Origin of the sequence: Pseudarthrobacter sp. NPDC058329 (genome assembly GCF_042879835.1) — a bacterium.
In the GTDB taxonomy this organism is placed as follows: Bacteria; Actinomycetota; Actinomycetes; order Actinomycetales; family Micrococcaceae; genus Arthrobacter.
In genome coordinates this window covers 46,160-73,092 of the sequence record NZ_JBHVZR010000019.1, presented here as the reverse complement: position 1 = coordinate 73,092, position 26,933 = coordinate 46,160, and the positions used below count along the sequence as shown (strand labels likewise).

Annotated in this window: 21 protein-coding genes and 1 pseudogene; 10 read left to right on the top strand and 12 right to left on the bottom strand. The window is 65.8% G+C overall.

The window, feature by feature from the left end; genetic code table 11:
* Nucleotides 1–62 precede the first annotated feature (62 nt).
* Nucleotides 63–3,187: pseudogene (locus tag ACFVYC_RS19420) on the top strand (DUF3427 domain-containing protein).
* 832 nt (nucleotides 3,188–4,019) lie between these two features.
* On the opposite strand, the gene ACFVYC_RS19415 reads toward ACFVYC_RS19420, so the two are convergent.
* On the bottom strand, nucleotides 4,020–4,889 hold the full coding sequence (locus ACFVYC_RS19415; RefSeq protein WP_387553330.1) for a ribokinase: 870 nt from the start codon (nucleotides 4,887–4,889) through the stop codon (nucleotides 4,020–4,022).
* Between the two features lie 142 nt (nucleotides 4,890–5,031).
* Here ACFVYC_RS19415 and ACFVYC_RS19410 point away from each other — a divergent pair, with 142 nt between their 5' ends.
* Together ACFVYC_RS19410 and ACFVYC_RS19405 are read left to right on the top strand one after the other, a co-directional pair.
* The gene (locus ACFVYC_RS19410; RefSeq protein WP_387553328.1) at nucleotides 5,032–6,471 is read left to right on the top strand and encodes an MFS transporter; all 1,440 of its coding nucleotides are present in this window, start codon (nucleotides 5,032–5,034) and stop codon (nucleotides 6,469–6,471) included.
* A 26-nt stretch (nucleotides 6,472–6,497) separates the two neighbouring features.
* Nucleotides 6,498–7,499 carry a nucleoside hydrolase gene (locus ACFVYC_RS19405; RefSeq protein ID WP_387553326.1) on the top strand — a complete coding sequence of 334 codons (1,002 nt, stop codon included), beginning with the start codon at nucleotides 6,498–6,500 and terminating at the stop codon, nucleotides 7,497–7,499.
* Between the two features lie 142 nt (nucleotides 7,500–7,641).
* On the opposite strand, the gene ACFVYC_RS19400 is transcribed toward ACFVYC_RS19405, so the two are convergent.
* The 6 genes from ACFVYC_RS19400 to ACFVYC_RS19375 all read right to left on the bottom strand — a co-directional run bounded on the left by ACFVYC_RS19400 (nucleotide 7,642) and on the right by ACFVYC_RS19375 (nucleotide 13,496).
* Nucleotides 7,642–8,796 (bottom strand): hypothetical protein, encoded by a 1,155-nt coding sequence (locus ACFVYC_RS19400; protein WP_387553324.1) that lies wholly within the window; start codon nucleotides 8,794–8,796, stop codon nucleotides 7,642–7,644.
* Nucleotides 8,797–8,891: 95 nt separating this feature from the next.
* Nucleotides 8,892–9,674 carry a GntR family transcriptional regulator gene (locus tag ACFVYC_RS19395; RefSeq protein ID WP_387553322.1) on the bottom strand — a complete coding sequence of 261 codons (783 nt, stop codon included), beginning with the start codon at nucleotides 9,672–9,674 and terminating at the stop codon, nucleotides 8,892–8,894.
* A gap of 118 nt (nucleotides 9,675–9,792) precedes the next feature.
* Nucleotides 9,793–10,560 carry a hypothetical protein gene (locus tag ACFVYC_RS19390; protein WP_387553320.1) on the bottom strand — a complete coding sequence of 256 codons (768 nt, stop codon included), beginning with the start codon at nucleotides 10,558–10,560 and terminating at the stop codon, nucleotides 9,793–9,795.
* Nucleotides 10,561–10,714: 154 nt separating this feature from the next.
* The gene (locus tag ACFVYC_RS19385; RefSeq protein WP_387553318.1) at nucleotides 10,715–11,476 is read right to left on the bottom strand and encodes a DUF4386 domain-containing protein; all 762 of its coding nucleotides are present in this window, start codon (nucleotides 11,474–11,476) and stop codon (nucleotides 10,715–10,717) included.
* Nucleotides 11,477–11,520: 44 nt separating this feature from the next.
* Nucleotides 11,521–12,246, bottom strand: a complete 726-nt coding sequence (locus ACFVYC_RS19380) for a hemerythrin domain-containing protein (protein ID WP_387553317.1) — start codon at nucleotides 12,244–12,246, stop codon at nucleotides 11,521–11,523.
* A 446-nt stretch (nucleotides 12,247–12,692) separates the two neighbouring features.
* The gene (locus ACFVYC_RS19375) at nucleotides 12,693–13,496 is read right to left on the bottom strand and encodes an alpha/beta fold hydrolase (RefSeq protein ID WP_387553315.1); all 804 of its coding nucleotides are present in this window, start codon (nucleotides 13,494–13,496) and stop codon (nucleotides 12,693–12,695) included.
* A gap of 301 nt (nucleotides 13,497–13,797) precedes the next feature.
* Between ACFVYC_RS19375 and ACFVYC_RS19370 the strand changes: the two genes are divergently transcribed.
* Nucleotides 13,798–14,478: a hypothetical protein gene (locus ACFVYC_RS19370; RefSeq protein WP_387553313.1), complete on the top strand. Its 681-nt coding sequence runs from the start codon at nucleotides 13,798–13,800 to the stop codon at nucleotides 14,476–14,478.
* A gap of 246 nt (nucleotides 14,479–14,724) precedes the next feature.
* Nucleotides 14,725–15,462, top strand: coding sequence for a hypothetical protein (locus tag ACFVYC_RS19365; RefSeq protein WP_387553311.1), 738 nt, complete (start codon nucleotides 14,725–14,727; stop codon nucleotides 15,460–15,462).
* Nucleotides 15,463–15,471: 9 nt separating this feature from the next.
* Here the strand turns inward: ACFVYC_RS19365 and ACFVYC_RS19360 are convergent, their stop codons facing one another.
* Nucleotides 15,472–16,047, bottom strand: coding sequence for an HNH endonuclease (locus tag ACFVYC_RS19360; RefSeq protein ID WP_387553309.1), 576 nt, complete (start codon nucleotides 16,045–16,047; stop codon nucleotides 15,472–15,474).
* Between the two features lie 187 nt (nucleotides 16,048–16,234).
* On the opposite strand from ACFVYC_RS19360, the gene ACFVYC_RS19355 reads away from it, so the two are divergent.
* The gene (locus ACFVYC_RS19355; RefSeq protein ID WP_387553307.1) at nucleotides 16,235–16,714 is read left to right on the top strand and encodes a nucleoside deaminase; all 480 of its coding nucleotides are present in this window, start codon (nucleotides 16,235–16,237) and stop codon (nucleotides 16,712–16,714) included.
* Nucleotides 16,715–16,770: 56 nt separating this feature from the next.
* Here the strand turns inward: ACFVYC_RS19355 and ACFVYC_RS19350 are convergent, their stop codons facing one another.
* Together ACFVYC_RS19350 and ACFVYC_RS19345 are read right to left on the bottom strand one after the other, a co-directional pair.
* Nucleotides 16,771–17,073: a YciI-like protein gene (locus ACFVYC_RS19350; protein WP_387553369.1), complete on the bottom strand. Its 303-nt coding sequence runs from the start codon at nucleotides 17,071–17,073 to the stop codon at nucleotides 16,771–16,773.
* Between the two features lie 123 nt (nucleotides 17,074–17,196).
* Nucleotides 17,197–18,414, bottom strand: coding sequence for an MFS transporter (locus ACFVYC_RS19345; RefSeq protein WP_387553305.1), 1,218 nt, complete (start codon nucleotides 18,412–18,414; stop codon nucleotides 17,197–17,199).
* A gap of 186 nt (nucleotides 18,415–18,600) precedes the next feature.
* Here ACFVYC_RS19345 and ACFVYC_RS19340 point away from each other — a divergent pair, with 186 nt between their 5' ends.
* Nucleotides 18,601–19,983, top strand: a complete 1,383-nt coding sequence (locus tag ACFVYC_RS19340) for an amidase (RefSeq protein ID WP_387553303.1) — start codon at nucleotides 18,601–18,603, stop codon at nucleotides 19,981–19,983.
* A 90-nt stretch (nucleotides 19,984–20,073) separates the two neighbouring features.
* On the opposite strand, the gene ACFVYC_RS19335 is transcribed toward ACFVYC_RS19340, so the two are convergent.
* On the bottom strand, nucleotides 20,074–20,847 hold the full coding sequence (locus ACFVYC_RS19335; protein WP_387553301.1) for a DeoR/GlpR family DNA-binding transcription regulator: 774 nt from the start codon (nucleotides 20,845–20,847) through the stop codon (nucleotides 20,074–20,076).
* A gap of 70 nt (nucleotides 20,848–20,917) precedes the next feature.
* On the bottom strand, nucleotides 20,918–23,281 hold the full coding sequence (gene pdxA, locus ACFVYC_RS19330) for a 4-hydroxythreonine-4-phosphate dehydrogenase PdxA (RefSeq protein ID WP_387553299.1): 2,364 nt from the start codon (nucleotides 23,279–23,281) through the stop codon (nucleotides 20,918–20,920).
* A 142-nt stretch (nucleotides 23,282–23,423) separates the two neighbouring features.
* Between pdxA and ACFVYC_RS19325 the strand changes: the two genes are divergently transcribed.
* The 3 genes from ACFVYC_RS19325 to ACFVYC_RS19315 are packed head-to-tail and all read left to right on the top strand — an operon-like array spanning nucleotide 23,424 to nucleotide 26,932.
* Complete coding sequence (locus ACFVYC_RS19325; RefSeq protein WP_387553366.1) at nucleotides 23,424–25,064, top strand: ABC transporter substrate-binding protein; 1,641 nt, start codon at nucleotides 23,424–23,426, stop codon at nucleotides 25,062–25,064.
* A gap of 3 nt (nucleotides 25,065–25,067) precedes the next feature.
* Complete coding sequence (locus ACFVYC_RS19320; RefSeq protein ID WP_387553297.1) at nucleotides 25,068–26,003, top strand: ABC transporter permease; 936 nt, start codon at nucleotides 25,068–25,070, stop codon at nucleotides 26,001–26,003.
* The gene (locus ACFVYC_RS19315) at nucleotides 26,000–26,932 is read left to right on the top strand and encodes an ABC transporter permease (protein ID WP_387553295.1); all 933 of its coding nucleotides are present in this window, start codon (nucleotides 26,000–26,002) and stop codon (nucleotides 26,930–26,932) included. Before ACFVYC_RS19320 ends, ACFVYC_RS19315 begins: the two co-directional genes overlap by 4 nt.
* Nucleotide 26,933: the final 1 nt, after the last annotated feature.

The window sequence follows — 26,933 nt, the reverse complement described above, 5'->3', positions numbered from 1 at the left end:
CCACCCTTGGCTCCTAACCTGGCGCTGTGAACAACTTTATTGGGGGACCGGCGCCGAAGCAGTTGCCCGAAGGCTTATACGAACTTCTGAACACGGACTTACTTGGCCACCGGCTAAATCAGGAGCATGAACTGCAGGCGATCTTCGAAGACGTCAATGATGAGGACGCAGCGGATGTGCTCGCCCGTCATATTGCTGACGCTGTCCGGGAGGCCCTAGTAGTGGCTAAGCCAACGGATAGGGTCGCCCTGGCAAACCGTCTACTTGGAGGGTTGAATATCGCGGACCGAATCGTAGAAGGCCCGGTGCAACTTCACTCCCTGTACCGCCCTGGCTCACTCAAGCGCCGCCAACTCCGCCGACCCAATACGAAATTGAGCAATTCTGCCTTGCTCACCAACAGCAAAGACGAACCCAACCTGGCCGCGGAACTCCGGGCCGAGATGGAGTCAGCCGACACAGTCGACCTTCTCTGCGCCTTCGTCCGTTGGACCGGACTCAGACTCCTAGAGCCAGCACTTGAGCAGCTCAATGAGCGCGGAGCAAAGCTCCGAGTCATCACCACCACCTATATGGGCGCCACCGAACGCCGCGCCATTGACGAGCTCGTCAACAGGTACGGGGCCGAAGTCAAGATCAGCTACGAAACCCATGCCACAAGGCTGCACGCCAAAGCCTGGCTGTTCCGCCGCAACACCGGTTTCGACACCGCCTACGTGGGCAGCTCCAACCTGAGCCAGGCTGCGCTTCTGGACGGGCTGGAATGGAACGTCCGCCTCAGTTCCGTCGCAACGCCTGCCCTCCTGCAGAAGTTCGAGGTCACCTTCGACAGCTACTGGGAGCAGCGTGCCTTCCAAAGCTACGATCCAGAACGCGACGGCGAGAGGCTGGACGCTGCACTGGAGCGCAACGGCGGCCGGCGAACAGCCGCACCGGATGCAGCCACCGGACTTGAGGTTCAGCCGTTCCTCCATCAGGAGGAGATGCTGGAGGACCTGGAAGCGGAGCGCCTCAAGGGGTTCAACCACAACCTCCTGGTCGCCGCCACGGGCACCGGAAAGACGGTCATCGCGGCCTTGGATTACAAACGGCTCTCCGAGGCCGCCGGCAGAGATCTAAAGCTGCTCTTCGTCGCCCACCGGCAGGAGATTCTCAAGCAGGCTTTGCGCACCTACCGGGACGTCATGCAGGACGGCGCCTTCGGTGAACTTTACGTGGGGGACCACAAGCCCCAGGAGTGGAAGCACATCTTCGCGTCCGTCCAGTCGCTTTCTTCCCTCGGTATCGAGCAGCTGGAGCTGGATTTCTTCGACATCGTCGTCATCGATGAGTTCCACCACGCCATGGCGCCCACGTACCGCCGCCTGCTGGACCACCTGAAACCGCAGCAGCTCCTCGGACTCACCGCGACGCCGGAACGCGGCGACGGCGTCGACGTCGCCAAGCAGTTCTTCGACGGCCGCACCGCCAGCCAACTGCGCCTCTGGGACGCCCTCGATGCTGACCTGCTGGTCCCGTTCCACTACTTCGGCGTCTCCGATGACGTGGACCTGAGCCAGTTGGAGTGGAAGCGCGGCAACTACGACACCACCCAGCTGAGCGCCCTCTATACGGGCAACGACGCCCGCGCCGCCAAGGTGATCCGTGAACTCAGGGACAAGGTCACCAGCACCGACCAGATGCGGGCCATCGGCTTCTGCGTCTCCGTCCAGCACGCCCGCTACATGGCATGGCGGAGGTGTTCAACAGAGCAGGCATTGCCTCCGTCGCCGTCGACGGGACCACTGACAATGCTGACAGGGAGGAAGCCCTCAGGCGCCTGGGGCAGCGGGAGATCAACTGCATCTTCGCCGTCGACCTTTTCAATGAAGGCCTGGACCTGCCGCAGGTGGACACCATCCTTCTGCTCCGGCCCACCCAGAGCGCCACAATCTTCCTCCAGCAGCTAGGACGCGGGCTCCGGCGGGCCGAGGGCAAAGCGGTGCTGACGGTCCTGGACTTCATCGGCCAGCAGCGCCGTGAGTTCCGCTTTGATCTGCGCTACCGGGCGCTGACCGGCTACGGCCGAAAGGAGCTGGAGAAGGCCGTCGAGGACGAGTTCCCGTACCTGCCGTCCGGCTCGCAGATCATGCTGGACCGGGTGGCGCAGAAGGTGGTCCTGGACAACATCAAGGCACAGCTGCGGTTCAACCGGGCACAGCTGGTCCGGGACGTCGCCTCGTACGCCGAGACCGAGCTGGAGGCCTATCTGGAGCGGTCGGGGAATGACGTGAAGACGATCTACCGCTCCACCAAGGACTCGTGGACCGGCTACCTCCGGCAGGCAGGGCTGATCGAAGGGCTCTCACCCCTGGAGTCCGTGCTCCGCGGGAAGCTCGAGGAGCTGTCGGACGCGGAGGAAAAGAAGCTGCTGGGCCGCATGGCCGCGCTGATCCACGTGGACGATCCGGAACGTGCCGCCGCCTATTCCATGTTGGTCGCTCCCGACGCACCCCGCTATGCGGATCTTGGCATGCGCGAGCAGGCTTTTGCACGGATGCTTTTTTACACGCTGTGGGATGACGGCGGTGGGTTCAAAACGTACGACGACGGCCTGGACCACCTGCGCGGCTACCAGTTTGTGTGCCGCGAGATCCGCCAGCTGGTGAAGCTGGGAGTGGCGGCATCGAAACATGCTGCGAAGAGCCTGGGTGCGGGACTGCAGCACATTCCGCTGCTGTCGCATGCCACCTACCGGCGCGAGGAGGTGCTGGCGGCGCTGCAGTACGGGTCGCTGGAGCAGGGTAAGAACGTCCAACACCGGGAGGGCGTTGCGTGGTGCCCCGCAACGTCCACGGACGCCTTCTTCGTCACCTTAAACAAGGACGACAAGAAGCACTCCGCGACCACAATGTACAAGGACTACGCCATCAGTCCTGAGCTGTTCCATTGGGAGTCACAGAATGCGACGTCATTGACGAGCCCGACCGGACGCCGCTATCTGGACCAGGCTTCGCACGGTTCGAAGATTGTAGTCTTCACGAGAGACACTGCGGATGACGAGACCGGGCTGACAGTTCCCTACACCTGCCTTGGACAGGTGGACTATGGGGAGCATGTTGGTGAAAAACCGATTGCAATTACCTGGAAACTGCGTCGGGCCATGCCGGCCAGTGTTTACGCAACAGCCGCCGCCGTGGCGCAGTAAAAGAGCGTGCCACGGCTCTTTGCTGTTGCGATAGGTATCCTGCTTCCAAGAATGTTGGCGCCTGCTGTTCTTGCACCAAAAACAGCGCCGGGCCATGTTGTTTTCCGCTCGACCGGCAAGTTTGACCAGACTTTGCATTCAGTGTTTCGCGGCGGCCCGGTACGCAACTATCCGTGCTGAGCAAGGTCTGGAGGTGCTTCTTGACTCCAGCCGCTCTACGTCGCCTTGGCTATCGAGGCCATCCACGTTCCTGGGCATCTGTTCTCCGCCCTCGGCGGCCCGAACCGCTGGCGGCACCAACGGAGGCATTCCGCTGCAGACAAATGGAGCGCCCGGCGGGACGCATTGGTCGGCACTGGCTCATGTGCCGAGAAGTATCGACGGAAGGAATTGACCTAATGAACAAGCCGGCTGGAGATGTAGTGCCCGGATTGCCCGGCAGCAGCGCGGGGCGGTGATGGGTACCAACGCCGAACTAGCCGGCGCGGACTACCCCCTAAAGTGATGCCCGGAGTGCCATAAGCTCTTCCCTCATCACCCGCGCTGTCGAGAAGCGATCCTCGCGATATGGAGCGCAAGCTCTACGTAGGAACACCGCGAGCCCCGGCAGCAAGTCAGGCCTGATTGCAGCCGGGTCACGGAGTTCGACGCCGAGGCGGGGTCGTGCGCCTTCGTAGGGATGGTGACCGTTGCATAACAGCTCAAACAACGTCACTCCCACCGCGAAGAGATCCGTAGAAACATCCCACCGCGTATAGTCCACATCGGGCGCCTGGTATGGGGGCGTGCCGGATACCGCGTCGGCGCCGAGGAACACGCCGGAAAACAACAGTCACGAGGAAGCGCCCGAAGAAGCAGCAGTACGCTCCACGTAATGGCCCAGCTGTGCCAAATCCGGCTGCGAGGACGGGTCGCCCACGGCGTCCGCACCCACGGCATTCGCTACAGCCAGCGCCTGGGTGTAGTCCAGCCCGCTGCGCAGCGCCAGGACCAGTGCTGCGCAGAAAGCATCACCTGCTCCCACAGTATTCGCCACCGTCACCGCACAAGAAGGAGCCTCTGCCACCTTCCGGCCGTGCTCGAACATCGCCGAGCCGTCTTTGCCGTACGTCACTGCCGCCAGCTTCGCTTCCGCAAGGGCGGGGATCAGGGCGTACTCGCTCTCGTTGACGATCACCAGGTCGCAGCGTTCCAGCAGCTCCGCCGGCAGGTCCATGGCCGGAGCGGCGTTTAGCACAAAGTACCCGGTGTGTCGCCTCGCGGCCTCCAGCACCACGGGCAGCCCGACCTCCAGCTGGCACAGCACCGTCTCCTCCGGGCCGAACTCCACCCCGTCCAGCGACAGGTTCGAGTTGGCCCCCGGGCACACCACAATCTGGTTCTCGCCGTCACGGTCCACCACAATCAGGGCAGTCCCGGTCGGTTCCGGCAGGACCGCCACGGCCGCGGTGTCCACGCCGGCAACCGCCAGCGCGCCCAGCATCCGCTGCCCCTGGGCGTCGCTGCCCACGGCACCGATCATCCGGGCAGTGCCGCCCAGCCGCGCTGCTGCCGCGGCCTGGTTGGCGCCCTTGCCGCCGGGCTGCTCGGACAGCACAGCGCCGCCAATGGTTTCGCCCGCGGTGGGCAGCCGTTCTGCGGTGGCGATCAGGTCCAGGTTGATGCTGCCGACAACGGTGACGGCAGGAGTTCGAGTGCTCATGGGAAGTCCTAACGGGGGAGGGGCCGGAAGCGGCCGAGTTGAGAAATAGTGTAGTCCATAGTTGTACTTGTGTGTCATACGTGGTTGTATAACAATTCACATCCCAAGCGCAGGACCAGCCTGCAGAACAAAGGAGTTTGATGTGAACACCCCAACCCCGGCGGCCGCCGCGCCTTCCGCGGAAGCCGCCTCCGCCGTCGTACTTCCCGACGAAACCAAATTCGCCGGCCGCCGCGCCGCCCTGCTGATCTCCACCCTGCTGCTCGGCGTGCTGTCCTTCCAGCTCAACGCCAGCATGGTCACCCCTGCACTGCCGCAGATCGCCGCCGAATTCGGCCAGGGTGCGGACAGCGCCGCCCCCGTCCAGTCCATGTTCTTCCTGGCCGGCGCCATCGCAGGGCCCGTGATCGGCCGGTGGAGCGACTTCATCGGCCGCCGCGCCGCCCTGCTCCTGGTCCTCGGCATCATGGGCGCCGGCACCATCCTCTGCATCACCGCCCCCACCCTGCCGCTGCTGGTCACCGGCCGGTTCCTGCAGGGCGTCTCCAGCGCCGTCTTCGCCCTGGCCTACATCGTGCTCAGCGAAAACCTGCAGGCCAAAGTCTTCGGCACCTCCGTGGGCATCATCGCCGCCATCAACGGGGGAGTGGGCGGCGTGGACGGCTACGTGGGCGGACTCATGGCCGAGACCCTCGGCTTCCGGTCCATCTTCGCCGTGGTCCTGGTCCTCACCGCCATCGCCGCCGCCTGCATCATCAAAATCGTCCCGGCGGGACGGCCGCAGGGCGTGCGCGGCGCCATGGACTGGTGGGGCGCCGGCTCCCTCTCGCTGTTCCTGGTGTTCACCACCTACTTCGTCTCCGGCGGCTCGGCGGCAGGCTGGACCGCACCCAGCACCCTGGCCCTGCTGGCCGGCACCATCGCGTCCTTCGCCGCCTTCTGGATCATCGAAAAACGCCGCAGCCACCCGCTGATCGCCGTCCACCACCTGCGCTCCCGCCAGGTGTGGCCGGTCATCGCCACCACCGTCCTCACCCTGGCCGGCATCTTCGCCATCATCAACTTCACCGTGGTGCTGCTCAGCCAGGACCCCGACGGCGGGTTCGGACTCACCGCCTCCATCTCAGCCCTGCTGTTCCTCACCCCCGCCGCTTTGATCGGCGTGTTCGCTGCGCCTTTGGCGGGATGGCTGGCTGACCGCCGCGGCTGGATCAAAACGCTCCGGTTCGGCACGGGGCTCAGCCTGGCCTGCGCCACCGCCGCCGCCACCTTCTCCGATAGCCAGATTGCGGTGCTGATCGCCATCGCGGCCCTGGGCATCTTCTACAACGGCTTCTTCCTCACCGCCATCAACGGGCTCTCGGTGCTCCTGTCACCCAAGGAAGCCCCGGCTGCCCTGCCCGGCATCAACGGTGCCTCCTTCGGCATCGGGGCGAGCCTCGGCGTCGTCCTCGTGGCGCCGATCGCCGCCCAGGCCACCGCCGCCGGGTACGCCACCGCCCTCTGGATCTCGGTGGCCATCACCGCCGCCGCGTTCATCGTCAGCCTCTTCGTCGCCGCCCCCAAGGGCGAGACCCTCTAACTCCCATTTACTGTAGGAGAACCACCATGACCACGCCCGCCCCGTTCTACCTGGACTGCGACACCGGCATCGACGACGCCCTCGCCCTGGCCTACCTGCTGGCCTCTCCTTTTGCTGACGTGGTCGGCATCGGGACCGTCAGCGGCAACGTCAGCGCCGCCGCCGGCGCCCGCAACACCCTGGACCTGCTGGCGCTTGCCGGCTCCTCGCACGTTCCCGTTGCCGTTGGTGCGCACGACCCCCTTGCCGGTTCCTTCGCCGGCGGGGCGCCGTGGGTGCACGGCGAGAACGGGATCGGCGGGGTAACGCTTACGACGGCGGCTGCTTCCGTTGAGTCCGAGAGCGCGGCTGAGATGCTGGTGCGGTTGGCCCGTTTGTATCCGGGTTCTTTGAAGGTGCTCGCCATCGGGCCGCTGACCAATATTGCCGAGGCCCTCCGGCTCGAACCTACTCTTCCGTCCCTGGTGGAGTCGGTGACAGTGATGGGCGGGGCGGCCCTGGCGCCCGGGAACATCACGCCGGTGGCCGAGGCGAACATCTGGTACGACCCCGAGGCCGCCGCCCTGGTGCTGGCCGCCCATTGGGACGTGACGCTGGTGCCGCTGGACGTGACCATGGCGTCTGTGCTGGAGGAGTCGCACCGGCAGGAGCTGTTGTTGTCTTCTGCGCCGGTGCCGCGGGCGCTGGGGGAGATGCTGGGCTACTACTTCCGGTTCTACGAGGGCATCTACGGCCGGCCCTGCTCAGCCATGCACGATCCGTTGGCGGCTGCGCTTGCCGTCGGTGCCGTGAAGGCTGCTGTTGCACCCGTGGTGCGTGCCGCCGTCGACACCTCCGACGGGCCGGGCCGCGGGCAGACCATCTGTGACCTCCGGGGGCTGTATGCGGGCTATCCTCCGGTGGCGGGGGCGCGGTGCCGGGTGGTGCTCTCGCTCGAGGAGGACTTCGCGCCGCACCTGGTGGAGACGCTGCTTGGTGTTGGGCTGAGTCCGACGGCGCCACTTGCCTCAGCAGGGTCGGTCGCCTGACGGCCCGCCCACCCTCTGGGAGTTTTTGTCCAGCTATACAGGGTTCCGGACGGTTCAAGTCCACATAGCTGGACAAAAACTCGGGAGCGGTGCCGGTCTCCGTTGGCTGAGCCCTTCCCGGCGGCTCCTTCTCGATTTGCGGTTACGAGTCGGGCGCGAGCAGCCCTGCTACAACAAGCAGACTCAGCAGAAGAGCAATGATGCCGATCGCCGCGACAACCCAAATCCAACCGGATCGTCCCTTCGGAGCCCGCCAGATCGCAATCACCGCCGCCAGGAGCAGCCCGATGGCCACCGGAATAAACGCCAGTTGGCGGGGCTGAGTATTGAGGGGAAGTAGCCTGTCAGCTCCGTACAATGCCAAAACGAGGGCCGGAATTCCCAGTCCGAGTGATACCACCGCGGCAAGGGTATTGAATGCCGATTGGCCGTCTGCCTCCCTCGAGTTAGAGACGCTGGCGGCGGCAGCCATCAGATTCCTGGCCGAACCCGCCTCGGCGTCCAACTGCTTGCGCATTTCCATGCACTGCCGGACGCCAGCGTCGTGAAGCCGCATCCAGGTGCGGGTGGCAGAGGTGGCGGGCTCAGCCTGGTTGATGATTGAAGGGTCTTGCAGTCGCCGATAGGAGTGGTAGGCGTTGGAATCCGAAAGGTGCAGCCACAGGCCTTCACGTACAGCTTCCCGTGCTTCGTCCGCGGCCCGTCCGCAGATAATGCTCAGTTCGAGCAGCGACGCAACAATCGGCGTGCTGCTCGATGTCGGGAGGCACTTGCTGCTGAATTGGGCTAAGCGGTGTTCCAGGTCGTAGCGGATTTCCCTCACGCTTGCGACCGAGTTGCGCGACAACTCTGCAAGGGCCTTGGCGTGCTTAGCCGCGTGCATCTCGGCGTCAAAAGGGGTTGTCGTCTCAGGCCACGGCGGCAGACGTTGTTCAAACGAGCAGATTGCCTTCTTGGCCGCTTCGCTCTCATGAAGCGTTTCCACGTCTAACCGCAGGAATTCACCTTCCGCTGAGCCCTCCTCCCAACAGTTGGTAACGAAGGACTGAACTACGACATCTTCCTCGGTGTGAACGGCCACAAGGCTATGGCCGACTACAACGACACGCCGTCCTTTTCGTCCCGCCACGTGAAGAAGTGGCACAACGCGCAGGATGCAGGGCCCGTCATTTTCGCCGCGCAGACCTGCCCCGGCGAAGGCCACCATATCTGCATGGACAAGAGCATGGGGCCCGAGCTGCGTCGTGACGATTGCAGAAGGGGTTGACGCTACATCAGGGGCGGAGGAAGCCGGCATGGCCCCATCCTAATGACGCCAGCCACGAAACCGGCGCATCGACGTAGCAACCCGAATTGCAACAGGTCTCTATCAAGACTCGGTGGCGGGCGGGTTCAGGACTGGAACTGCTGCATCACCGAGAGGTGCCCGGCCTTGGCTGACACCAGGCACTTGGCGAGGTAGAAGGGCCGGTTGCCGTTCCGGACGTACTGGGTGAGGACCAAGACCGGGTCCGACGGGCGCAGGTCCAGCAGCTTCGCCCGGCTGGGACCCACCTGGCTGAGGCTGATCTGGCACTCGCCCGGCCCGGCCAACCTGCCCAGCTGCTTGTTGAGCGTGGCAAGCAGGGTGGCGCCGCCGTCGTCGTTTATCTCAAGGGGCGCCGCGGCGCCCTTGCCGACGCTGACCAGCTCGGCGGTCACGTTCTCCTGCAGGTGGGCGATGGCCTCGCCGTCGCGGATCAGGACCGATTCCCAGAGCCAGCAGTCGGTGCCGGGCTCGACGCCGATGCCGGGGGCGACGAATTCGGAGGCGGCCTGCCGGACCACTTGGGTGCGCTTGACCTCAACCTGCTGGCCGGGGCTGCCGAGGACGTCCTCGAAGGGCTGGATGCGTTCGATGCCGATGCGGGGGAGCGTGTCCGAGACGAAGCGTCCGACGCCGCGCCGCGCCCTGATGAGCCCGTCCTCCTCGAGCAGCATAAGGGCTTCGCGGACCACTGTTCGGCTGACTTTCATGTCCGTGCCGAGTTCGGTTTCGGTGGGGATCATGGAGCCGGGGGTGAGGAGGCCGTTGCGAACGGCTTCGGCGATCCGCGAGTACACCGCGACACGGAGGGGCGCGCCCGGCTGGGCAGCCACTGGCTGGGATAGGAACCGGGCGGCGTCCTGGTGCACGTTTTTCCCTCGCTTTGTGGTGGTGGTCCGGGGGTCTCCAGCCTACTTCAACGTCCGACGCGTTTGTTGGACAAGCGGAAGCCGGTGCCCGGGCGCTGGGCCGGCGTCGCCGGGCAGCTTAGCCGGGACTTCCGCCCAGCACGTCTACGTGGACATGGTCGAGGTGACGAAGGATCTCATTGCCGGGTTCAGGTGCGTCGTAGTCCCGCCATTGCCCCCGGGAGCTGTGCGCGCTCCAGAACCGATCGTCGAATATGACGTATTGAATGTCCAGGTCCTCGGCGTGAGCGACAAGCCAGTGCGCGAGTATCCAGCCCTGGCGCCGGTTCTCCTCGGTCACGGGGCGGAAGAAGACGTCGATTGCCCGGCCGTCGTAGTGCGTCGAGTCAGCTCCGTGCCCCTGATCCACGCCCGCCGGCGCGAACCCGCCCAGGCTTTGCTCGCCAAACACCTCGCTCATCGCCGCACGCAACTGCTCGGCGCGCGGTGTCAGGCCGGCGGCACCCGCCTGCTGTTCCTGCAGGTCGCTGGCGGCGGAGCCTCGGCAGGCCAGGGCAGGACCGGCGTCTCCGGGCGGCCCGTCGGCCAGCCGCTGCAACACCGCGGCGTCGATGCCCGTGGTGTCCGGGGCTGCCATCCCCCGGGCGAGGAGCGACACCGCTGTGGTGGCCCGCTTCGCTGCATCACGATCGAGTCCCACCTCCCCGTCCGAGGTTTCGACGACGCACTCCGGGCGCAGCACCAGCGAGCCGTCCGCAGTGCGCAATCCATTGAGTAAGCCGGGCCCGAGGAGTGCCAGCACGGCTGCGAGCGCTCCGAGTAGGAAGAGACCCAAAAGCGGCCGACCGGTGCGGTGCCGGCTGCCACGCGTCTGGTTGCCGGTCATCGTGACGTGCCCCTTCGGTTGCTGGATGCTGCCTTGTTTATTGTTTCAAACCTGGCGGCTCGCAGCAGAATGCAGCTACTTCACTTCGATGGCCTCGCCCCATGCGCTGTCAGAGTCGGGCGCCACGACAGAACGTCATCCTGCGCCTGAGGTCTCAGACGACGCCTTCAGCGGGAGCGCTGGCGCGGGCAGTGGGTCCGCCCCGCCCGGAGCGGACCACGATGCAGACGCCCAGCGCCGCCACCCACAATCCCCAGCCGGTGCTGCCGAGCAGACCAGCGAGATCCCACACCGGAAAACCGGGGACGGCGGTGGCAAGGATATCGCCCTGGTTCAGGAGGTAGAGGAGGCTGACCACGAGCCCGACCGCCCCGAGCCAGCGCGGCAAGACCCGGGTGCGCAGGATGACCACGCTGAGGGTGACCGACCAAGCGATGACCAGCAGTTGGCCCAGATGTTCGCCCAGCAGCGCTCCGCCGAACTGGTGCTGGGCAGTCCAGGCGGCATCCACCGCGGCGCGTCCGGTGGCATCGCCTGCCACGTACGACGCTGCCAGGGGCGGGACGACGAACACCCACCGCAGGAACCCGATCAGCGACAAGAGAACCGAGGCGGCGCCGACCCAGGTGCCCACCCGCAGCGCCGGATGGTCGGGGAGGCCCAGCGCCGCGGGCAGCAGCAGTACGGGTATCGCCAGAAGACCGTAGGTCCAGGCAGTGGCGAACCAGGTCCACACCAGCCCCGCTCCGCCAGCCTCGAAAGCGGGCAGCACAACACCGGCAGGTTCCCGCAGGATGTCCGGCCAGTCGAACGTCGCCGACAGGACGGTGGCGGCCGCGGCGAACGCCAGCGCGCTCACCACGAACAGCACGCCGGTCACCCGCAGCGTGGTCTTGTCACTGGGGGTTGTTGCCATGGTGCCCGTCTCCCGGAGTAGCCAACGGATTCAGCCGGCCCGGACTATAGCGTCTCGGGAATGGCGCGTCCGGGGAAGAGCGTTGCGTACTGCTTCCGGTACATCCGGCGCCCGATGAGGCGGTAGCCAAGGCGGACGGGCGCAGGGATTTCCTTGAACAGTTCCTTCCGGTCCGCAGGCGGATTAGTGGCCAGCACCATCCCCAGATAGGTGATCAGGAACTTCTTGTCGAACTGCTCAATGCTGTGCTGCCCCAGCCCGTTCATCTCCTCCTCGGTCATCACCCTGTCCGCGACGGGCATGACCTCGGTGACCTCGCGGCGTAGGTGCACCTTGAGGACTCCCGACAGCTCCTCATAGCGCGCGGCGAGGTCCGCGCCCGACTCTTCGTCCGCCGTCGCCATCCAGCGCAGGCGGACCGGCTCAATGTTGTCGAGCCGTAGAGTGACCTGCCGGTGTTGCTCAAGCATCTGCGCCACATGCAGCGCGCACGCAGGCGCCCGTTGCCCCAGCTGCGGGTACAGGAGCACGTCCTCGCCCTCGTGGTGGATATGGAGCACCTTGTCGAAGTTGCCGAGGACTTCCCCCACGTACGCGGCGCGGGCAGTGTCGCCGGCACGCACTGAGCGCACCAGTCCGGGCGCCTCGTCATACGCCCACAGGAAAAAGCGGTGAATGCGGCGCATGCCCGCCGTCCCGGTGCACAAGACGGGCCCCGGCGGCAGGGGAGCAGCGGTTTCGCCGGGCTGCATGGTGAAGAAGTCGGTCATCGGAAGGGCCCCTAACGCTCGTCATCCCAGACCAGGACCTCTCCCCGCCAGCATCGTACCGTTCGCCCAAGGGCCGCACAATGGCACCCGCAAACAGACCCGGCTCCCCGCCGGCGTCCCGCCGGTTGTTGTGGTTTGGTGGCTTTGAAGTACGACGGCGGCGCTCGCCGCGGGTGGGGCGTCACCAGAGGGGGGGCAGGCAGCTTATTGAAGCCCTGAACCGGAATCCGGCGGTGGAGTACGCGGAACAGGACGCGGTGGTCACCGCTTCCACAGCCGACGAGTGCCGCACTGGCCTGGAGCACCAATCCTGATACAACGGCCGCCACCATCCGCGCCAAGGTGCAATCGTCCGCCGACAAGATTCCCGGCACAGGCACCTTCTGGGCCAACGGCCGGGTGAACACCTACAACGCCGTCCGGTAGTCCAGCGGGGTTTGCTGCATTCAGTGGGCCTGGGATTCTGTCGCCTCGTGCTGCGGTTCGCGCTGTCCTTCCGCTGAGGCCCAGTGCCGGCGAAGCCCCTCGGCCAGGCGTTCCGGCTCCATCCGGTGCGGCGGGTCGAAGTGGTGGCGCCTGGGAAAGACCTCCAGATGGAAGTCGGGGAAAAAGACCCGGGCCAGCCGGGATGCCAGCTCTCCGTATTCGTCCGGATGGCTCAGGCCGCCGAGGGCAAAGAACACCGGATTGCTGAAGGCGGCCAGCCGCGACCTGTCCAGGTGGTAGTTCTTGAAATCCTGTAGGAACGCCCGCACTCCGGCAGGGCGCCGAGCCATCCACGGCGGCGGGGGAGTTTGTTCCTGTGGCGGGAGGACGACGTCGGGCCTCACCTGCAGCCTCATGAAGGCGGGCATGAACTGCTCCGGCGGGAGCGCCTCCAGCTCCTGGTACTCGCTCCGGTGTTCGGTGTAGGCGTGGCTCCAGTCCCAGTGGCCGGCCCAGGCCGGTTCCAGCAGGGCCAGGCTCTGCAGCCGTTCGGGATGTTTGGCAGCGAAGGCCAGCGCGGCCGCGCCGCCACCGGAATAGCCCACGAGGTGGAACGTCTGCCAGCCCCGTGCGTCGGCTTCCCGCAGGACGCCCTCCACTTCGGTGTCCAGGGTCCAGCCGGCGGGCGGTTCCTCGTCCTTGTACAGCTCGAGTTCCTTGGGAACGGCCTGCACGTTGTGCCCAAGGGCTTCAACCAGGGGCGTGTAGGCCAGGTCGGCGGGGAGCACTGCACCGGGAAGCAGGATGGCCCGAATCGGTTCCATGCTGAAACCATACGCCCGAAGCGGAGGTACGCAATGGGTGGATGTGTTGGCGGCGCTGCGCAAGGAGGACCAACACACACTGACGGGCGTGGCGGTCAGTCCATAACAGCCGGGGTAGGTAGATGCTATTCAAAGCTCACCCCGAACGGTTCACGGAAGAGGCGCCATGAATGTACAACGCAGTGCAATTTTGCCAGCCGCCATGAAAGCAATTGTCCTCAATCTCGCGATAGCTTCACTCCTGACAGCGTGCACGGCAGGGCCAGTGCCGGAGCCGTCGGAAAGTGCAACAGGATTGGTCATGAGCGAGTCGGCCGCCCCTACGGAGAGTGCCGCAAGTCCGAGTCCAACTGCTCCCGGGGCAACCTTCAACGGCGTAGCGTTCGATGTGGCCTTTTCGTTCCAATACCCGGCTTCCTGGACCGTGACAAACCGTGGTCCAGACAACCAGGAGGGCGGCCCCTTTGTTATTACCAACGAGGCAAACGTAGAAATTGCCTCTTTAGAGGTTCGCCCGGTTTTTTCCATTGGCCCCTGCGACAGAATCTGCGCAGATATGGACGTTACTTACCTTGGAGAAGTCCCGGGGCGCGGAACGCTCGGCGAAAAAACTTACGCCGTTCAGACCAAGGCCATGGACCTTACATCCCGAAAGGACCTTCAGCAGGCGAACGGGTGGGAGGACAATGTGCGGTTGATCGTCGGTGTTGTTGGCAACCCGTCTGATACTCCTGCAGAGGACCCCTTTCACTTCCAGACTCTCGCTGGAATTGATACGCATGCAAAAGACAGCCCCCTCCGGCCCATTACTTTTGCTGCCCAACGACACTTTCGAACGATGACCGAGGCGAAGGCATACACCTCATCCAGCGAGTACGTACAACTGCAAGCCATGATGGGATCGCTCGAGGCGACAATAACAACCAGTTCCGAAGGCGGTGCCAGCACCCCCACCACGGGCGAGCCTTCCGGGCGAAAATAGCGTCCGTTGCGGATGCGTGTGCCGATTTGAGGTGGGCAATACAGTGAATTGGACCAGTACCTGGGCTGAGGCAGGTCAAGGAGCCGGGCTGGCCCACCGCAAGATATTGTTGGTGGAAGGGGAGGCCGTACCGGTCAAGTCCTACACCGGTGTCTGGTGGACCGCGGCAAGACCGAGCAGCAGCACGACTCCGGTGTCCGCGTTGACGGCGGTTGTCGCCGTCATCATCACCGAGGAGCATCACTGTTGAGCAACGCCGGCGAATGGGCTGCCAAACTCAAAGCATTTCATGAGAAGCAGCTGGAGCGTCCCCGCAAGGTGTACAGGATTGGCCGCACCAAAGTGCTGGTCACCGGCGGCCAGGCCGCATCCACGGTGGGCGCAGCCGTGGTCACAGCTTCAGCTGACTCTCCTTCCTGGCTGTTTTTGGGTGCAGTGGCTGCCGGGTTCTTCGGTGGAAAGTACCTGTACCCGGTCCCGCGGAGCAGCGTTGCCGCCCGGCGCGGCTCCAGCGCTGTTGGCAGGAAATCTCCCCACGAGCTGGACTCCATGACGCCGGCGGAGATCCAGGCCTACAAGTTCAACGTCGAGTTTGCTCAGAAGGAGGGTACGCCTTCCGCTTTGGGGACTGAAGAAGCCCTTGGCCGCCACTCCGAGGCCGTCAGAGTCGTGTCCCCGGTGGTGGGAGCGAACGCCGAGGTGTTGGCCCACCTTTCCTTGGCCGACGTGCAGGAATACGGGCGGACCGCTGCCCGCCACGATCTGCTGAAACGCCGCTGGCTCAGCTACGAGGTGGATCCGCAGAAACAGTTCGATTACCCGGCGATGTGCGATGCCTCGGCCCCGGCAACATCGGCCATGATCAGGGCTATGCGCGCCGCGGACCAGGAGCGAACCGCGGGTAACCCGGCTAACTATAGGCTCGCCGTTGACCGTTTCTCCCAGGCCCTGCAGACAGCGGAGCAGGCGGCCGGGGTTCCGTAGAAGAATCAGTCAGGGCAGCGACTGCCGTTCCCCTACGCTGACGGAGGACGACGGCGGCAGGTAGTCCCGTCGTCGTCGTTCCAGCCTTTCCTGCTGGCCGGGCGACGGGATCTTCGCGCCCTTGGCGCGGTTGCACCTGGCACAGGCAGCCACGAAGTTTTGGATGCTGGTGGATCCACCCTTGGACCACGGGTAGAAGTGGTCCCCGTGCTCGGCGGGACGGGAACAACGGCGGCCGAAACCGGCCTCCATCTCACACTGCCCGCCGGATCGGGCAATCCCCTCTCGGCGCTGCTGCCGGGTGAAGCGCCGGACCGGGTCCCGGCGCCGGACGTCCCGGCCAGTAATGACCGCGGCAGCAATGCCCAGCACGACGGCGGCCACACCCGGGAGCGCAACCGTGGCGACGACGTTCTCCACCATGCCGCTCAGAACCCCCGCGGCGGCGGACGGCCCCGCGCCGACAGCGGGTGTTGCCTTCGCCATGAGCGCCGACATCACCGCGACGGCAAGCCAAACCATCACCGCTGAGTACGCCAGGCGAAGCCCCTGCCGGGTCCAATAGATACGGCCAAGTTCCGGCATTGAGTTCCCCCAATTTTCAGTTCGCCGGAAGCCCGTGGCCCCGGATGACCAGAGCATCGTATAGGCCAAACGCTGGCCGGTGTCCCAGGTTTGGCCCAGTTTTTGCCGAGCTTCCACGCTGATTGATTAGCCGGGTGAGCCCTAGGTAGATCCAAATATCAGAAACAGCCCGTGCAACAATGGCGCCATGACCCACGAGCAGCACCAACTCACTGTGCCGGAACCGCATGTTGCCTACCACCCCGCTTTCGAGGCCTCCTACCAGTCTGCGCAGAAGAGCTTGGCGGAAGGCGGCATCCCCATCGGAGCGGCACTCGCCCGGGACGGCGTGGTGATTGCAAGCGGGCACAACGAACGGGTCCAGAACGCCGATCCAATCGCGCACGGAGAGATGTCCGCGCTCCGCGCAGCCGGCCGGCAGACGAGCTACCGGGACACCACGCTCTACACCACCCTCGCCCCGTGCGCCATGTGCGCCGGGACCATCATCCAGTTCAAGATCCCCCGCGTGGTGGTGGGGGAAGCCCACACGTTCGACGGCGAACTGGAGCTCCTGCGGTCACGCGGAGTTGAGGTGGTGGTCCTGGACGACCAGCGCTGCATGGACATGATGCGCACATTCCAGGCTGACAACCCGGACCTGTGGGCGGAGGACATCGCCGAATAGGCCTCGACGATGACCACACATCTGGTCAGCCTTGAAGCGAGGCCGGGTTGATGGGCTCAGGGGCGAACGGGTGAGGCCGCTTCTTTTCCCACCACCGTTGTCCATGGCCGTGCAGTCCAGGAGCTCACCACGCCGCCCTCGACGTAAGGATCGGCAGCTGCAAAAGCTCTTGCAGCCTCGAGTGCGTTCTCGCCGGTGAAGATCAGCAACCCAGTGAAGGGTCCGTCGCCAACGGCCCCACCGAGCAGAAGCTCGCCCCGTTCGACTGCTTCCCACGCCGCCTTGAGATGCACCGAGCGGTATTTCTCGCGGGTTTGAAGGTAGTTGTCCTCATAGGTGTATTCGAGCACGGCGTGCATGTGGTTCCGTCCGTTTCGTTGAGGGTTCACTCGTTGTAGAAGTAGCGTACCCACCGGGACTTAGCCCCTAACCCGAGCCATCTGGACCTGTACCCCAGCGTCTTGCGACTTCTGCAGGGTTAGCTAGACGCGTTCCTGGGCGGGATTGGTGTTTGCAATGGCGTGGGGCACTGCCACCAGGGCCACCACGGCGAGGGCGCCGGCTGCTGCGAAGATGTAGAACCCCCAGGGGTAGGCGATGCCGGCTGCCACCAGCCCGCCCGTCACGGCGGGCCCGGCGATGGCGCCCACGCGGCCCACCCCGGCAGCGAATCCGAGGGCAGTTGCACGCAGGCGGGCCGGGAACAGCTGGCTCACCCAGGCGTAAACGAGCACCTGCGAACTGAAGACAAATACACCAGTGACGAAAACGAGGGCGTTGAGCAGGATTGCGTTGTCGACCTTGATGCTCAGCAGGGCAAGGCAGGCCGCGGACAGGCCGAACCAGAGCAGCACGATGGGTTTGGTACCGTGCTTGTCCGCCAGGATGCCGGCAATGATGAGGCCGGCGACGGCGCCAAGATTCAGGACCAGGAGCAGGGAAAGCCCTGCGCTGACAGGGTATCCGGCGGACGCCATGAGCTGCGGAAGCCAGGTGTTCAGGCCGTAGACGAGCAGGAGTCCCATAAAGGAAGCGGCCGCGATCGCCACGGCGACCAAAGGGTAGGGCTTCTTGGCCAGGTCCCGGAACCCCGTTTGCTCCTCCGTCTTTGCGGCCCGTGCGGCCGGCAGGGTTTCCGGCAGCTTGAACCAAAGGAACGGCAGGAGGACAAGGCCTGCAAGACCTCCGACGACGAACATGGTGCGCCAGTCGGGGATGACCATCAAGGCCAGGAAGGCCGTTGCCACCGCACCGACGTGGTAACCGGTCATGGTGCGGGTGGTCGACTTGCCTGCGGATCCCGCCGGCGCATAGTCGTTCATGTAGGCAAGAGCGACCGGAAGGCAGGCGCCCAGACCCACTCCGGCCAGGAAGCGGAAAACGCCGAACACGGCCACGCTGGGCGCCCACGCTACCGCGAGGGTGAAAAGCGAGAACCAGAGCACGCAGGCAACCATCAGTTTCCGGCGCCCGAAGCGGTCCGACAACGGGGCGATGAACAATGCTCCTGCGCCGACGCCGACGAGGGAAACAGTTGCCACCAAAGTTGCGCCCACCGCGTCGAAGCCCAGTTCGCCGGTCTTGATAAGGGTGGGGATGACAGTGCCGAGCACCACCAGGTCAAAGCCGTCCAAAACCATGGCCAGCCAGCAGAGCCAGACCGGCCATCGTGATGCGCGCGGGGAAGGAGAAGTTGTCATGTAATCCTCATTGATCAGGGAAGGAGATGGACGCACGCCCAGGCTAAGAGCCCTATCACCAGATGTGATGCGCGGCATACGATCTTTCCTTCAGAATACCTGTAGTTCACTTCACGCACAAAAGTTCGCACAGCGAACATGGGAAGGGCGGTCCTTCGGTCGAGTTCCCCCTGATACATTCGGCTCATGGAGACTGCCCCTCGCGATGCCACGGCGCTTGCCTCCGCAGTCCGCACCGGTGAGATCTCCGCCGAGGACGTTTTGGGGGAGTCTCGGTCACGGGCCGATGCAGCCCGCGATCTGTGCGCGTTTATCCAGGAGGACTGGGACAGGGCCGCCATTGCCGCAAGGGAGGTGGACCGCCGTCGGGCCCGCGGGAAGGATCCCGGGCCGCTGGCAGGTGTTCCACTCAGCGTCAAAGACGTCATCGCCGTAGCCGGGTTGCGGCTGACCGGCGGCAGTGCCGCCTACGCCGGAAACGTTGCCACCTTCACCGCCACTGCTGTGGGGCGCCTGCAGGAGGCGGGCGCCGTGGTGATTGGCAAAACGAACTGCCCCGAGTTTGCGTTCGGTGCCATCACCGAGAGTGCCGTCGGGGGCCGGGCGCTCAACCCCCGGTTTCCCGGCGCGACGGCGGGCGGCTCGAGCGGGGGAGAAGCCGCCGCCGTCGCTGCCGGCATATCGGCACTCGGGTTGGGCACCGATTACGGCGGATCATTGCGGTGGCCGGGGCAATGCGTGGGCATCACCGCCCTGCGGCCCACTCCGCGTACAGTTCCGGACCTGGGCATCGTCCCGGGAGCTGGCGGCTGGTACGGAGGCGGCAACCCGGCCCCGCCTGGTGCCCGCCTGCAAGCCGCCACTCAAGTCATTGGCCCGCTCGCACGGTCAGTGCGGGACCTAAGAGCTGCGCTCGCAGTGCTTTCGGAGACGCGTCCCGGCGTTCGCACCCTGCCTGCGGTTCCCGGCAACGTTGCGGTGGCTTGGAGTGACGGTTCAGCACTGGGGCCGGTACGGCGTGAAGTGTCAGCGATGATCGCCTCATTGGCGGAGCAGATCGCGCCGGAGCTCCGGACATTGACGCACGTACCGGATCTGTTTGCGGGATCACTGGCAGCCTATAACCGACTCCGCCCTATGGATCCGATGATTGATCATGCCGCGGCTGTCGCCGGCCGTGAGCACCTGGTTCTCCCGGCGAACCTCGACTCAATCCAGCGCTCCATGGAGACTGGCGCACGGGAACTTGACGCGGCTGTTGCCGAATCCGAGCAGGCACGACGACGGGACCTGGCGGTCTTCGCTACCGCTGACATCGTCCTCCTGCCGGTGGCTGGCGGTCCTGCTTGCGACGTGTCCGGAAAGCTGGACATTGACGGACACTCCATTTTTGGCTGGGACATCATGGGCCAATGCAGGGCTTTGACGATGGTTGGCGCGCCCGTTGTTTCGCTGCCGGTCGCGTTGTCATCCGAGGGCCTGCCCCTGTCCGTCCAGGTTGTCGCACGCCCGGGTGCGGATGCGCTGGCACTGGACTTCGCCGAATGGCTCGAGGACTTCATTCGGTGAGGCCTGCCGGTTTCGTGTAGGTAGGTGGCAGTCACAGCCTTGGTGCTCGAGGTCCAGAGTGTCTACCGTCACCTGGTCGGCGGGCCGTACTTATCCCTGAACCGCAGCCACCTCAACCTGTACCCCCGCGTCCCGGAACTTCTGCACCTGCTCGGAGTCGGCGCCGTCGTCCGTCACCAGGGTCCACGGCAACGCAAGCCGGGCCCACGCGTGGAACGGCCGCAGGCCGAGCTTGGACGAGTCCGCCAGCACGTAGACTTCCCGGCCCCGCCGGGCCATGAGCTCCTTGAGGCGGGTCTGCTCGTGACTGGCCTCGCAGATGCCGTCCTCGGCAGTGACCGCGTCGGCGCCCAGGAACACCCGGTCAAAGCTCATACGCTCCAGCGCCGCCTCGGCCAGGGGCCCTACAAAACTTTGCGAAACGCTCCGCAGCCGGCCGCCCAAGCAGTCCACCTCTATGCCCTCGGAATCAGCCAACTCCTGCATGGTGTTGATGCCCGGCGTGGTCACCGACAGCTTGTCGAAGCCGCGCAGTTCGTGGGCCAGGGCACCCACGGTGGAGCCGGCGTCGAGCAGGACGTTCTCCCCGGGCACGATCACGGACGCCGCCCAGCGTGCGATCGCATGCTTCTGCTCGAACGCCTCACCCGTGCGCTGCCGCAGCGACGCCTCGGGGTGCGCGCCCAGGGCCATGGCCCCGCCGTAGGTGCGGGCCAGCCGGCCCTGCCCGTTCAGCAGCGCCAGGTCCCGGCGGATAGTGGACGCGGTCACCTCGAACCGGGCGGATAACTCTTCCACGGAGGCGAGGCCGGTGGTCACGGCAAGGTGGTAGATCTCCTCGCGCCGCGCGTTTGCGCTGAGCATTCCCGGTCTCCTTCCCGTGGCAGTGGTAACCATGCTAGTTCCGGCCCCCGCCAAGTCCCCGCAGCGACGCCTACGCGGCGACGGAGGGCCGGGTGGCCATCTCCGCCGCCTGGTGCAGCGCCTCCACCATGGACCGGGAATCCGCGATCGCCTTGCCGGCGATGTCGAACGCGGTGCCGTGGTCCACGGACGTGCGGATCACCGGCAGGCCCACCGTGATGTTCACCCCGGCCTCGATGCCCAGGACCTTCACCGGCCCGTGGCCCTGGTCGTGGTACATGGCCACCACCAGGTCGTAATCGCCCCGGCCTGCCAGGAAGAACAGCGTGTCCGCCGGCAGCGGACCCACGGCGTTGATCCCGGCAGCCTGCGCAGCCTTCACGCCGGGTTCAATCTTTTCGGCTTCCTCGCCCTGGCCGAACAGTCCGCCCTCGCCGGCGTGCGGGTTGATGGCGCACACGCCGATCTTCGGGTTCGGGATGCCCGCCCGGACCAGGGCTTCGTGGCCGCGGCGGATGGTGCGCTCCACCAGGTTCGGGTTGATCTTACGGACGGCATCCATCAGCCCGATGTGCGTGGTCACGTGGATCACCCGGATCTTCGGCGTGGAGAGCATCATGGACACTTCCTCCGTGCCCGTCAGGTGCGCAAGCAGCTCGGTGTGCCCGGGGAAGATGTGCCCGGCCGAGTGCAGCGCCTCCTTGTTCAGCGGCGCCGTGCAGATAGCCTGCACCTTCCCGGCCATCGCCAGCTCGCTGGCCACCCGGATGTACTCGTACGCCGCGTGCCCGGCCACAGGCGAGAGCTGGCCCCACGGCAGGTCCTCCGGCAGCAGAGCCAGGTCGATCACGTTCACCCGGCCCGGCGTGAACACCGCGTCCTCCACGTTCCCAATGCTCTGGATGTCCGCCTCGATCCCGAGGACCTCCGCGGCCTGGCGCAGGCGCAGCGCGTCGCCCACCACCACGGGCCGGCACTCGGCGTTGCTCTGCGGATCCAGCACGGCGGCCACCACCACCTCCGGCCCCACCCCGGCGCCGTCGCCCATGGTCACGGCCACGTAGGGGAGTTCGTTCTGCTCGGTCTTGGCTGCTGCTTCGGTGGTCATGTCTGCTCCAGATGGTTGGTCTAGCGGGGGAAGGATAGTGGTGGGAGCCGGTGCGGACTGGCCGCGGCGCTCCCGGATTTCGTCGTAAAGCTGAAGGAGGGCCAGGTCGTCGCCGAAGCTGCCGGGCTTGGTGCCCACCAGCGTCCCGTCATCCGCACGGCTGAGCACCGCCCCGTGCTGCACGGCCGCGAGCGGCACCAGGCTGTGGAGTCCGACGGCGTCCAGGACTTCCCGCGCCGTCTCACCCCCGGTGAGGATCAGGTCAGCTGTGGTTGCCTTCGCTGCCTCGGCGGCGAAGGTGGACAGGGCCCGGACAATGCTTTGGGCCCGTGCCGGGTCTACTTTGCCCGCGGCCAGGGTGACGGCCACGTTGGTGCCGGCCTTCAGCGCCTGCTTGGTTTCCTCGAGCTGCGGCCCGTAGGCTCCGGCCGCACCGGCGTACTGCGGGTGCAGCCTGACCACCGTGAAGCCGCGCGCCTCCAGTTGGGCCAGCTGCGCCTGCGCGGTACCGGATGCGGAGCCGACGACGGCGAGCACCGGCCTGGCGGTCTGCTGCGGTTCTGCGGTGGGCTGTACAGTCCGTGTCCCGGTTTGCGTGTTTCGCGCAGTTTGTGCGGCGAGGCGCTGCGCGAGGACGTCCGCCGTTCCACCGGTACCGACCAGCACGATGCGGCGGTTTCCGGCCTGGAAGTCCAACTCCAGCAGGGCGTCCACCACGTGCCGGAGGTCCTGGACGGTTTCGCCGTCGGCCACCACCAGGGTGGGACGTGCGGACTCGAGCAGCCCGGCCAGTTTCTCGGCCAGTGAGCCTTGCCGGACCACGGCCAGATCGAGTGTGCGGACGGAGGACGGATCCTCCGGGTGAAGCAGCGACGGAACGTCAGCAGGCGGAGCCGAAAGCTCGGCCTGCCACAGGTCCGTCTGAGCCAAGGGAGTTCCTGCCACCAGCGGCCGGCCGTTTACTACCGAACGCTGCAGCTGGGGGAGTGCCCCCGCGACAACAGCGTGGAAACCCAGGGAGGTCAGCCCGGCCACCTCGGCGCGGACGTTCCCGCGCCACAGTGAGTCGATCTTCTTGAACGCCACCTGCGCGCCGGACGCCTCAGGACCGGAGAAGGCGTCCTTGGCAAGCACTTCGGCGGCGGATTCAAGTAGTCCGCGGGAGTGGGTATCGGCCACCACCACGTTGGTGACGGGTCCCGCGAAGGAGGTGCCGGCGTCGTGCGTCCCCAGCAGAACCTGCGCGGACAGGCCGTGCTGCACAAAGCAGTAGCCAACCTCGGCGGCGCCGGAGAAATCGTCGGCCTGCACAAATACGGAAGCCACGTTGCTCCTCTCGCGTCATTGTTGGCTGATATCCCATATGGGTTTGTTGTGCTCCATATGGGAACTGGATTGAATTCATCATGACACGATTGCGCGAATCGCGCTAGAGGGGTTGCGCAAATTGCGCAGGAGTGGCAAAGTGATGGACACAACATTCGGCGCAGCCAACCGGCCGGCAGCCGTCCCCCGATCTACCGAGAGGTCAACGATGACCGTTCTTCCTCAAGGAAGTGAGATTTCCCGCCGCCGCCTGCTGCAGTTTGGCGCCGCCGCCGGGTTTCTGCTGGGCACCGGCAGCCTCGCCGGCTGCGCCGGCCCCACCGGCCTGCCCGGACCCAGCACCCTGACCCTGGCGCTCAACCGCTCCCTGGTCAGCCTGGACAACAAGCTCAACCAGTTCGATGCCGCCGTCACCGTGCAGCGCTCGGTCCGCCAGGGCCTCACCGCCATCGGTCCCGAAACCAAGCCCATCCTGGTCCTGGCCGAACGCTTCGAGATGACCGGCCCCACCGAGTGGACCGTCACCCTCCGCGAAGGCATCCGCTACTCGGACGGCAGCCCCGTCCAGATCCAGGACGTGGCCACCGCCCTGCAGATGTACAAGCAGGTGCAGGGCTCGTTCGTGGCCGGCTTCTTCCCCGAATTCCCCGAGGTGGTGCCGGTGGATGACCGCACCTTCAAGATGGTGTCCAAGAACCCCGTCCCCATCCTCGACTCGCTGATGAGCATGATCCTGATTACCCCCGCCGCGCAGAACAAGCCGGAGGAACTCCAGGAAGGCGTGGGCACCGGCCCGTACGTGGTCACCAAGTTCAACCGCGGCGCCGGCACCTACAGCCTGGCCCGCAACGAGAACTACTGGGGCCCGGCGCCCGAGGTGGAGAACGTGGAAGTCCGGTTCCTCCCCGAGGAGTCCAGCCGCGTGATCGCCCTGCGCAGCGGCGAGGTGGACATCATCGATTCCATCACCCCGGATTCCCGCGAACAGCTCGCCGGCCTCCCCGGCGTCCAGCTCAAGGAAGCATCCAGCCTCCGCCTGAACCAGATCTTCTACAACTTCCGCAAGCCCGCCGGCCACCCTTTGGCCGACGTCCGCGTCCGCGAAGCCCTCAGCTGGGCCATCGACGGCGAGGCACTGGTGAAGGACGTGCTGGTGGACTCCGTCAGCGCGGCCGAGGGCGTTACCCCGGGCAGCCTCACCGGCTACCACAAGACCGGCACCTACACCTTTGATCCGGAGAAGGCCAAGGCCCGCCTGGCCGAGCTCGGCGTCACGGACCTCACCCTGAAGATCATCTGGGAGACCGGCGAGTTCGCCTCCGACACCTCGGTGATGGAAGCCCTGGTGGAGATGTTCGGCAACATCGGCGTGAAGACCGAGCTGCAGCAGTTCGAACCCGGCGGCAACATCTTGGCCTGGCGCCAGGGCAAGCAGGGCGACTGGGACCTGCTGGGCAACGGCTTCAGCAGCCCCACCGGCTTGGCCATCACCATGATGCAGGGCATGTACGCCGGCACCCCGGAAAAGGAAGCCACCCGCGACACCTACCAGGGCTACGTCTTCCCGGACGTGCAGGCAAAAATCCCGGCCGCTTCCTCCGAGGTGGATGCCACCAGGCGGCAGGAACTGCTGGCCGATGCGCAGCAGGCCATCTGGGACACCTGGCCCTGCGCCTGGGCGTTTGTGCCCAAGTCAGTCCTCGCCCAGCGCGACAGGGTGTCCGGCATCAACCTGGCACCCACTAACTCCTACCCGCTCGTTGACGCACGGCTGGAGGCCTAAGCCATGACGAACTACATCCTGAAGCGCCTGGGACAGGGCCTGCTGACCGTGTTCCTCACGGTGTCCACCGTGTTCATCCTCATCCGCATGGCACCGGGCGATCCCGCCGTGTCCTACGCCGGGCCGCTGGCCACCACCGAACAGCTCGACGCCGTCCGTGAACAGTTCGGCCTGAACAAGCCCCTGCTGGAGCAGTACTGGATCTTCCTCCAGCAGCTGCTCACCGGCAACCTGGGCCAGTCCTACTCCTTCCAGGCCCCCGCCATGCAGGTAGTCGCGGAACGGATGCCCTACACCCTGACCCTCGCGACGGCGGCCATCCTCCTCACCGCCGTGGTGGCCATCCCGCTGGGCGTGTGGATGTCCCGCCGCCCGGACACCGGCCAGGAACTCGGCGTCAACGTGCTCACCATCGCCGGGCAGTCCATGCCCGACTTCTGGACCGGCATCATGCTCCTCACCGGCTTCGCCGTGCTGATCCCCATCTTCCCGGCCTCCGGCTTCGCCACCTGGGGCGGGCTGGTCCTGCCCACCATCACCATCGCCATCCTGCAGATCGCCCTGATCTCCCGGATGGTCCGGCGGGAAATGACCAACAACTTCGCCGCCCCGTACCTCACGGTGGCCCGCTCCCGCGGCGTCAAGAACTCGGTGCTCACCTGGCGCTACGCCATGGGCAACTCCGCCATCCCCGTGTTCACCGCGCTCGGCACCCGGTTCGCCGCGATGCTCAACGGCGTGGTCGTCGTCGAGGTGGTGTTCGCCTGGCCGGGCGTCGGCTCCCTGATCGTCCGGGCCCTCGAAACCCGCGACTACCCCCTCATCCAGGCCACTGTCCTCCTCACCGCGCTCCTCGCAGTGGGCGTCCAGCTGCTCATCGACCTCGCCTACCCGCTTCTTGATCCCCGCGTTCGTCTTGGAAAGGCGGCAACAGCATGAGCCTCGACACCGCAACACCCGCCGCCGGCAGCGCCGGCACCCCGGCCCGGCAACCGAGCCCCAGCGCCGTCACCAAGGCGGACATCGCCAGGGCAGGCGCCACCCGCCGTCGTAATGCCGCCAAGTGGAAGCTCATTGTGGGCACCATCTGCACCCTGCTGGTGATCATCCCCATCATCCTGGCCCAGGTGCTGCCACTGCCGGACGCAAACTTCCAGGACCTCGGCGCCCGGCGCCTGCCGCCGTTCACGGACGGGCACCTGTTCGGCACCGACCAGCTGGGCCGAGACCTCCTCTCCCGCGTGCTGCACGGCGGCCAGGTCTCGCTCACCATCGGCCTGCTGGCAGTGCTGGTTTCCGGCGCCATCGGCATCATCCTCGGCGCAGCCGCCGGTTACTACGGCGGCTGGGTAGACACAGTTGTCTCCCGCGTCCTCGAAGCCCAGATGTCCCTGCCGCTGCTCATGATGCTGCTGCTGGTGGTGGCCTTGTTCGGCCCCTCCATCCCGGTGATCACCTTCGTCATCGCCATCGCCCAATGGCCAGAAGTTGCCCGCCTTACCCGCTCCATGGTGCTGGTGGAACGCGAAAAGCCGTACGTCTCCGCCGCCAGGATCCTGGGCCTGCACAAGATCCAGATCCTGATCCAGCACATCATCCCCAACGTCATCAAGCAGGCAACCCTGGTGGTCCTGCTCCTGCTGGCCCAGGCCGTGCTGCTCGAATCCGCTTTGTCCTTCCTGGGCGCCGGTCCGCAGCGCCCCTTCGCCACCTGGGGCCGCATCATCTCCGACGGCCAGGACTACATCACCACCTCCTGGTGGATGGTCACCCTGCCCGGCCTGGTAATTGTGCTCATGGTGGTGGGCGTCAACCTGCTGGGCGACGGCCTCCGCGACCGTCCCCGCCGCAAGAAGAAGGGTGCCTGAC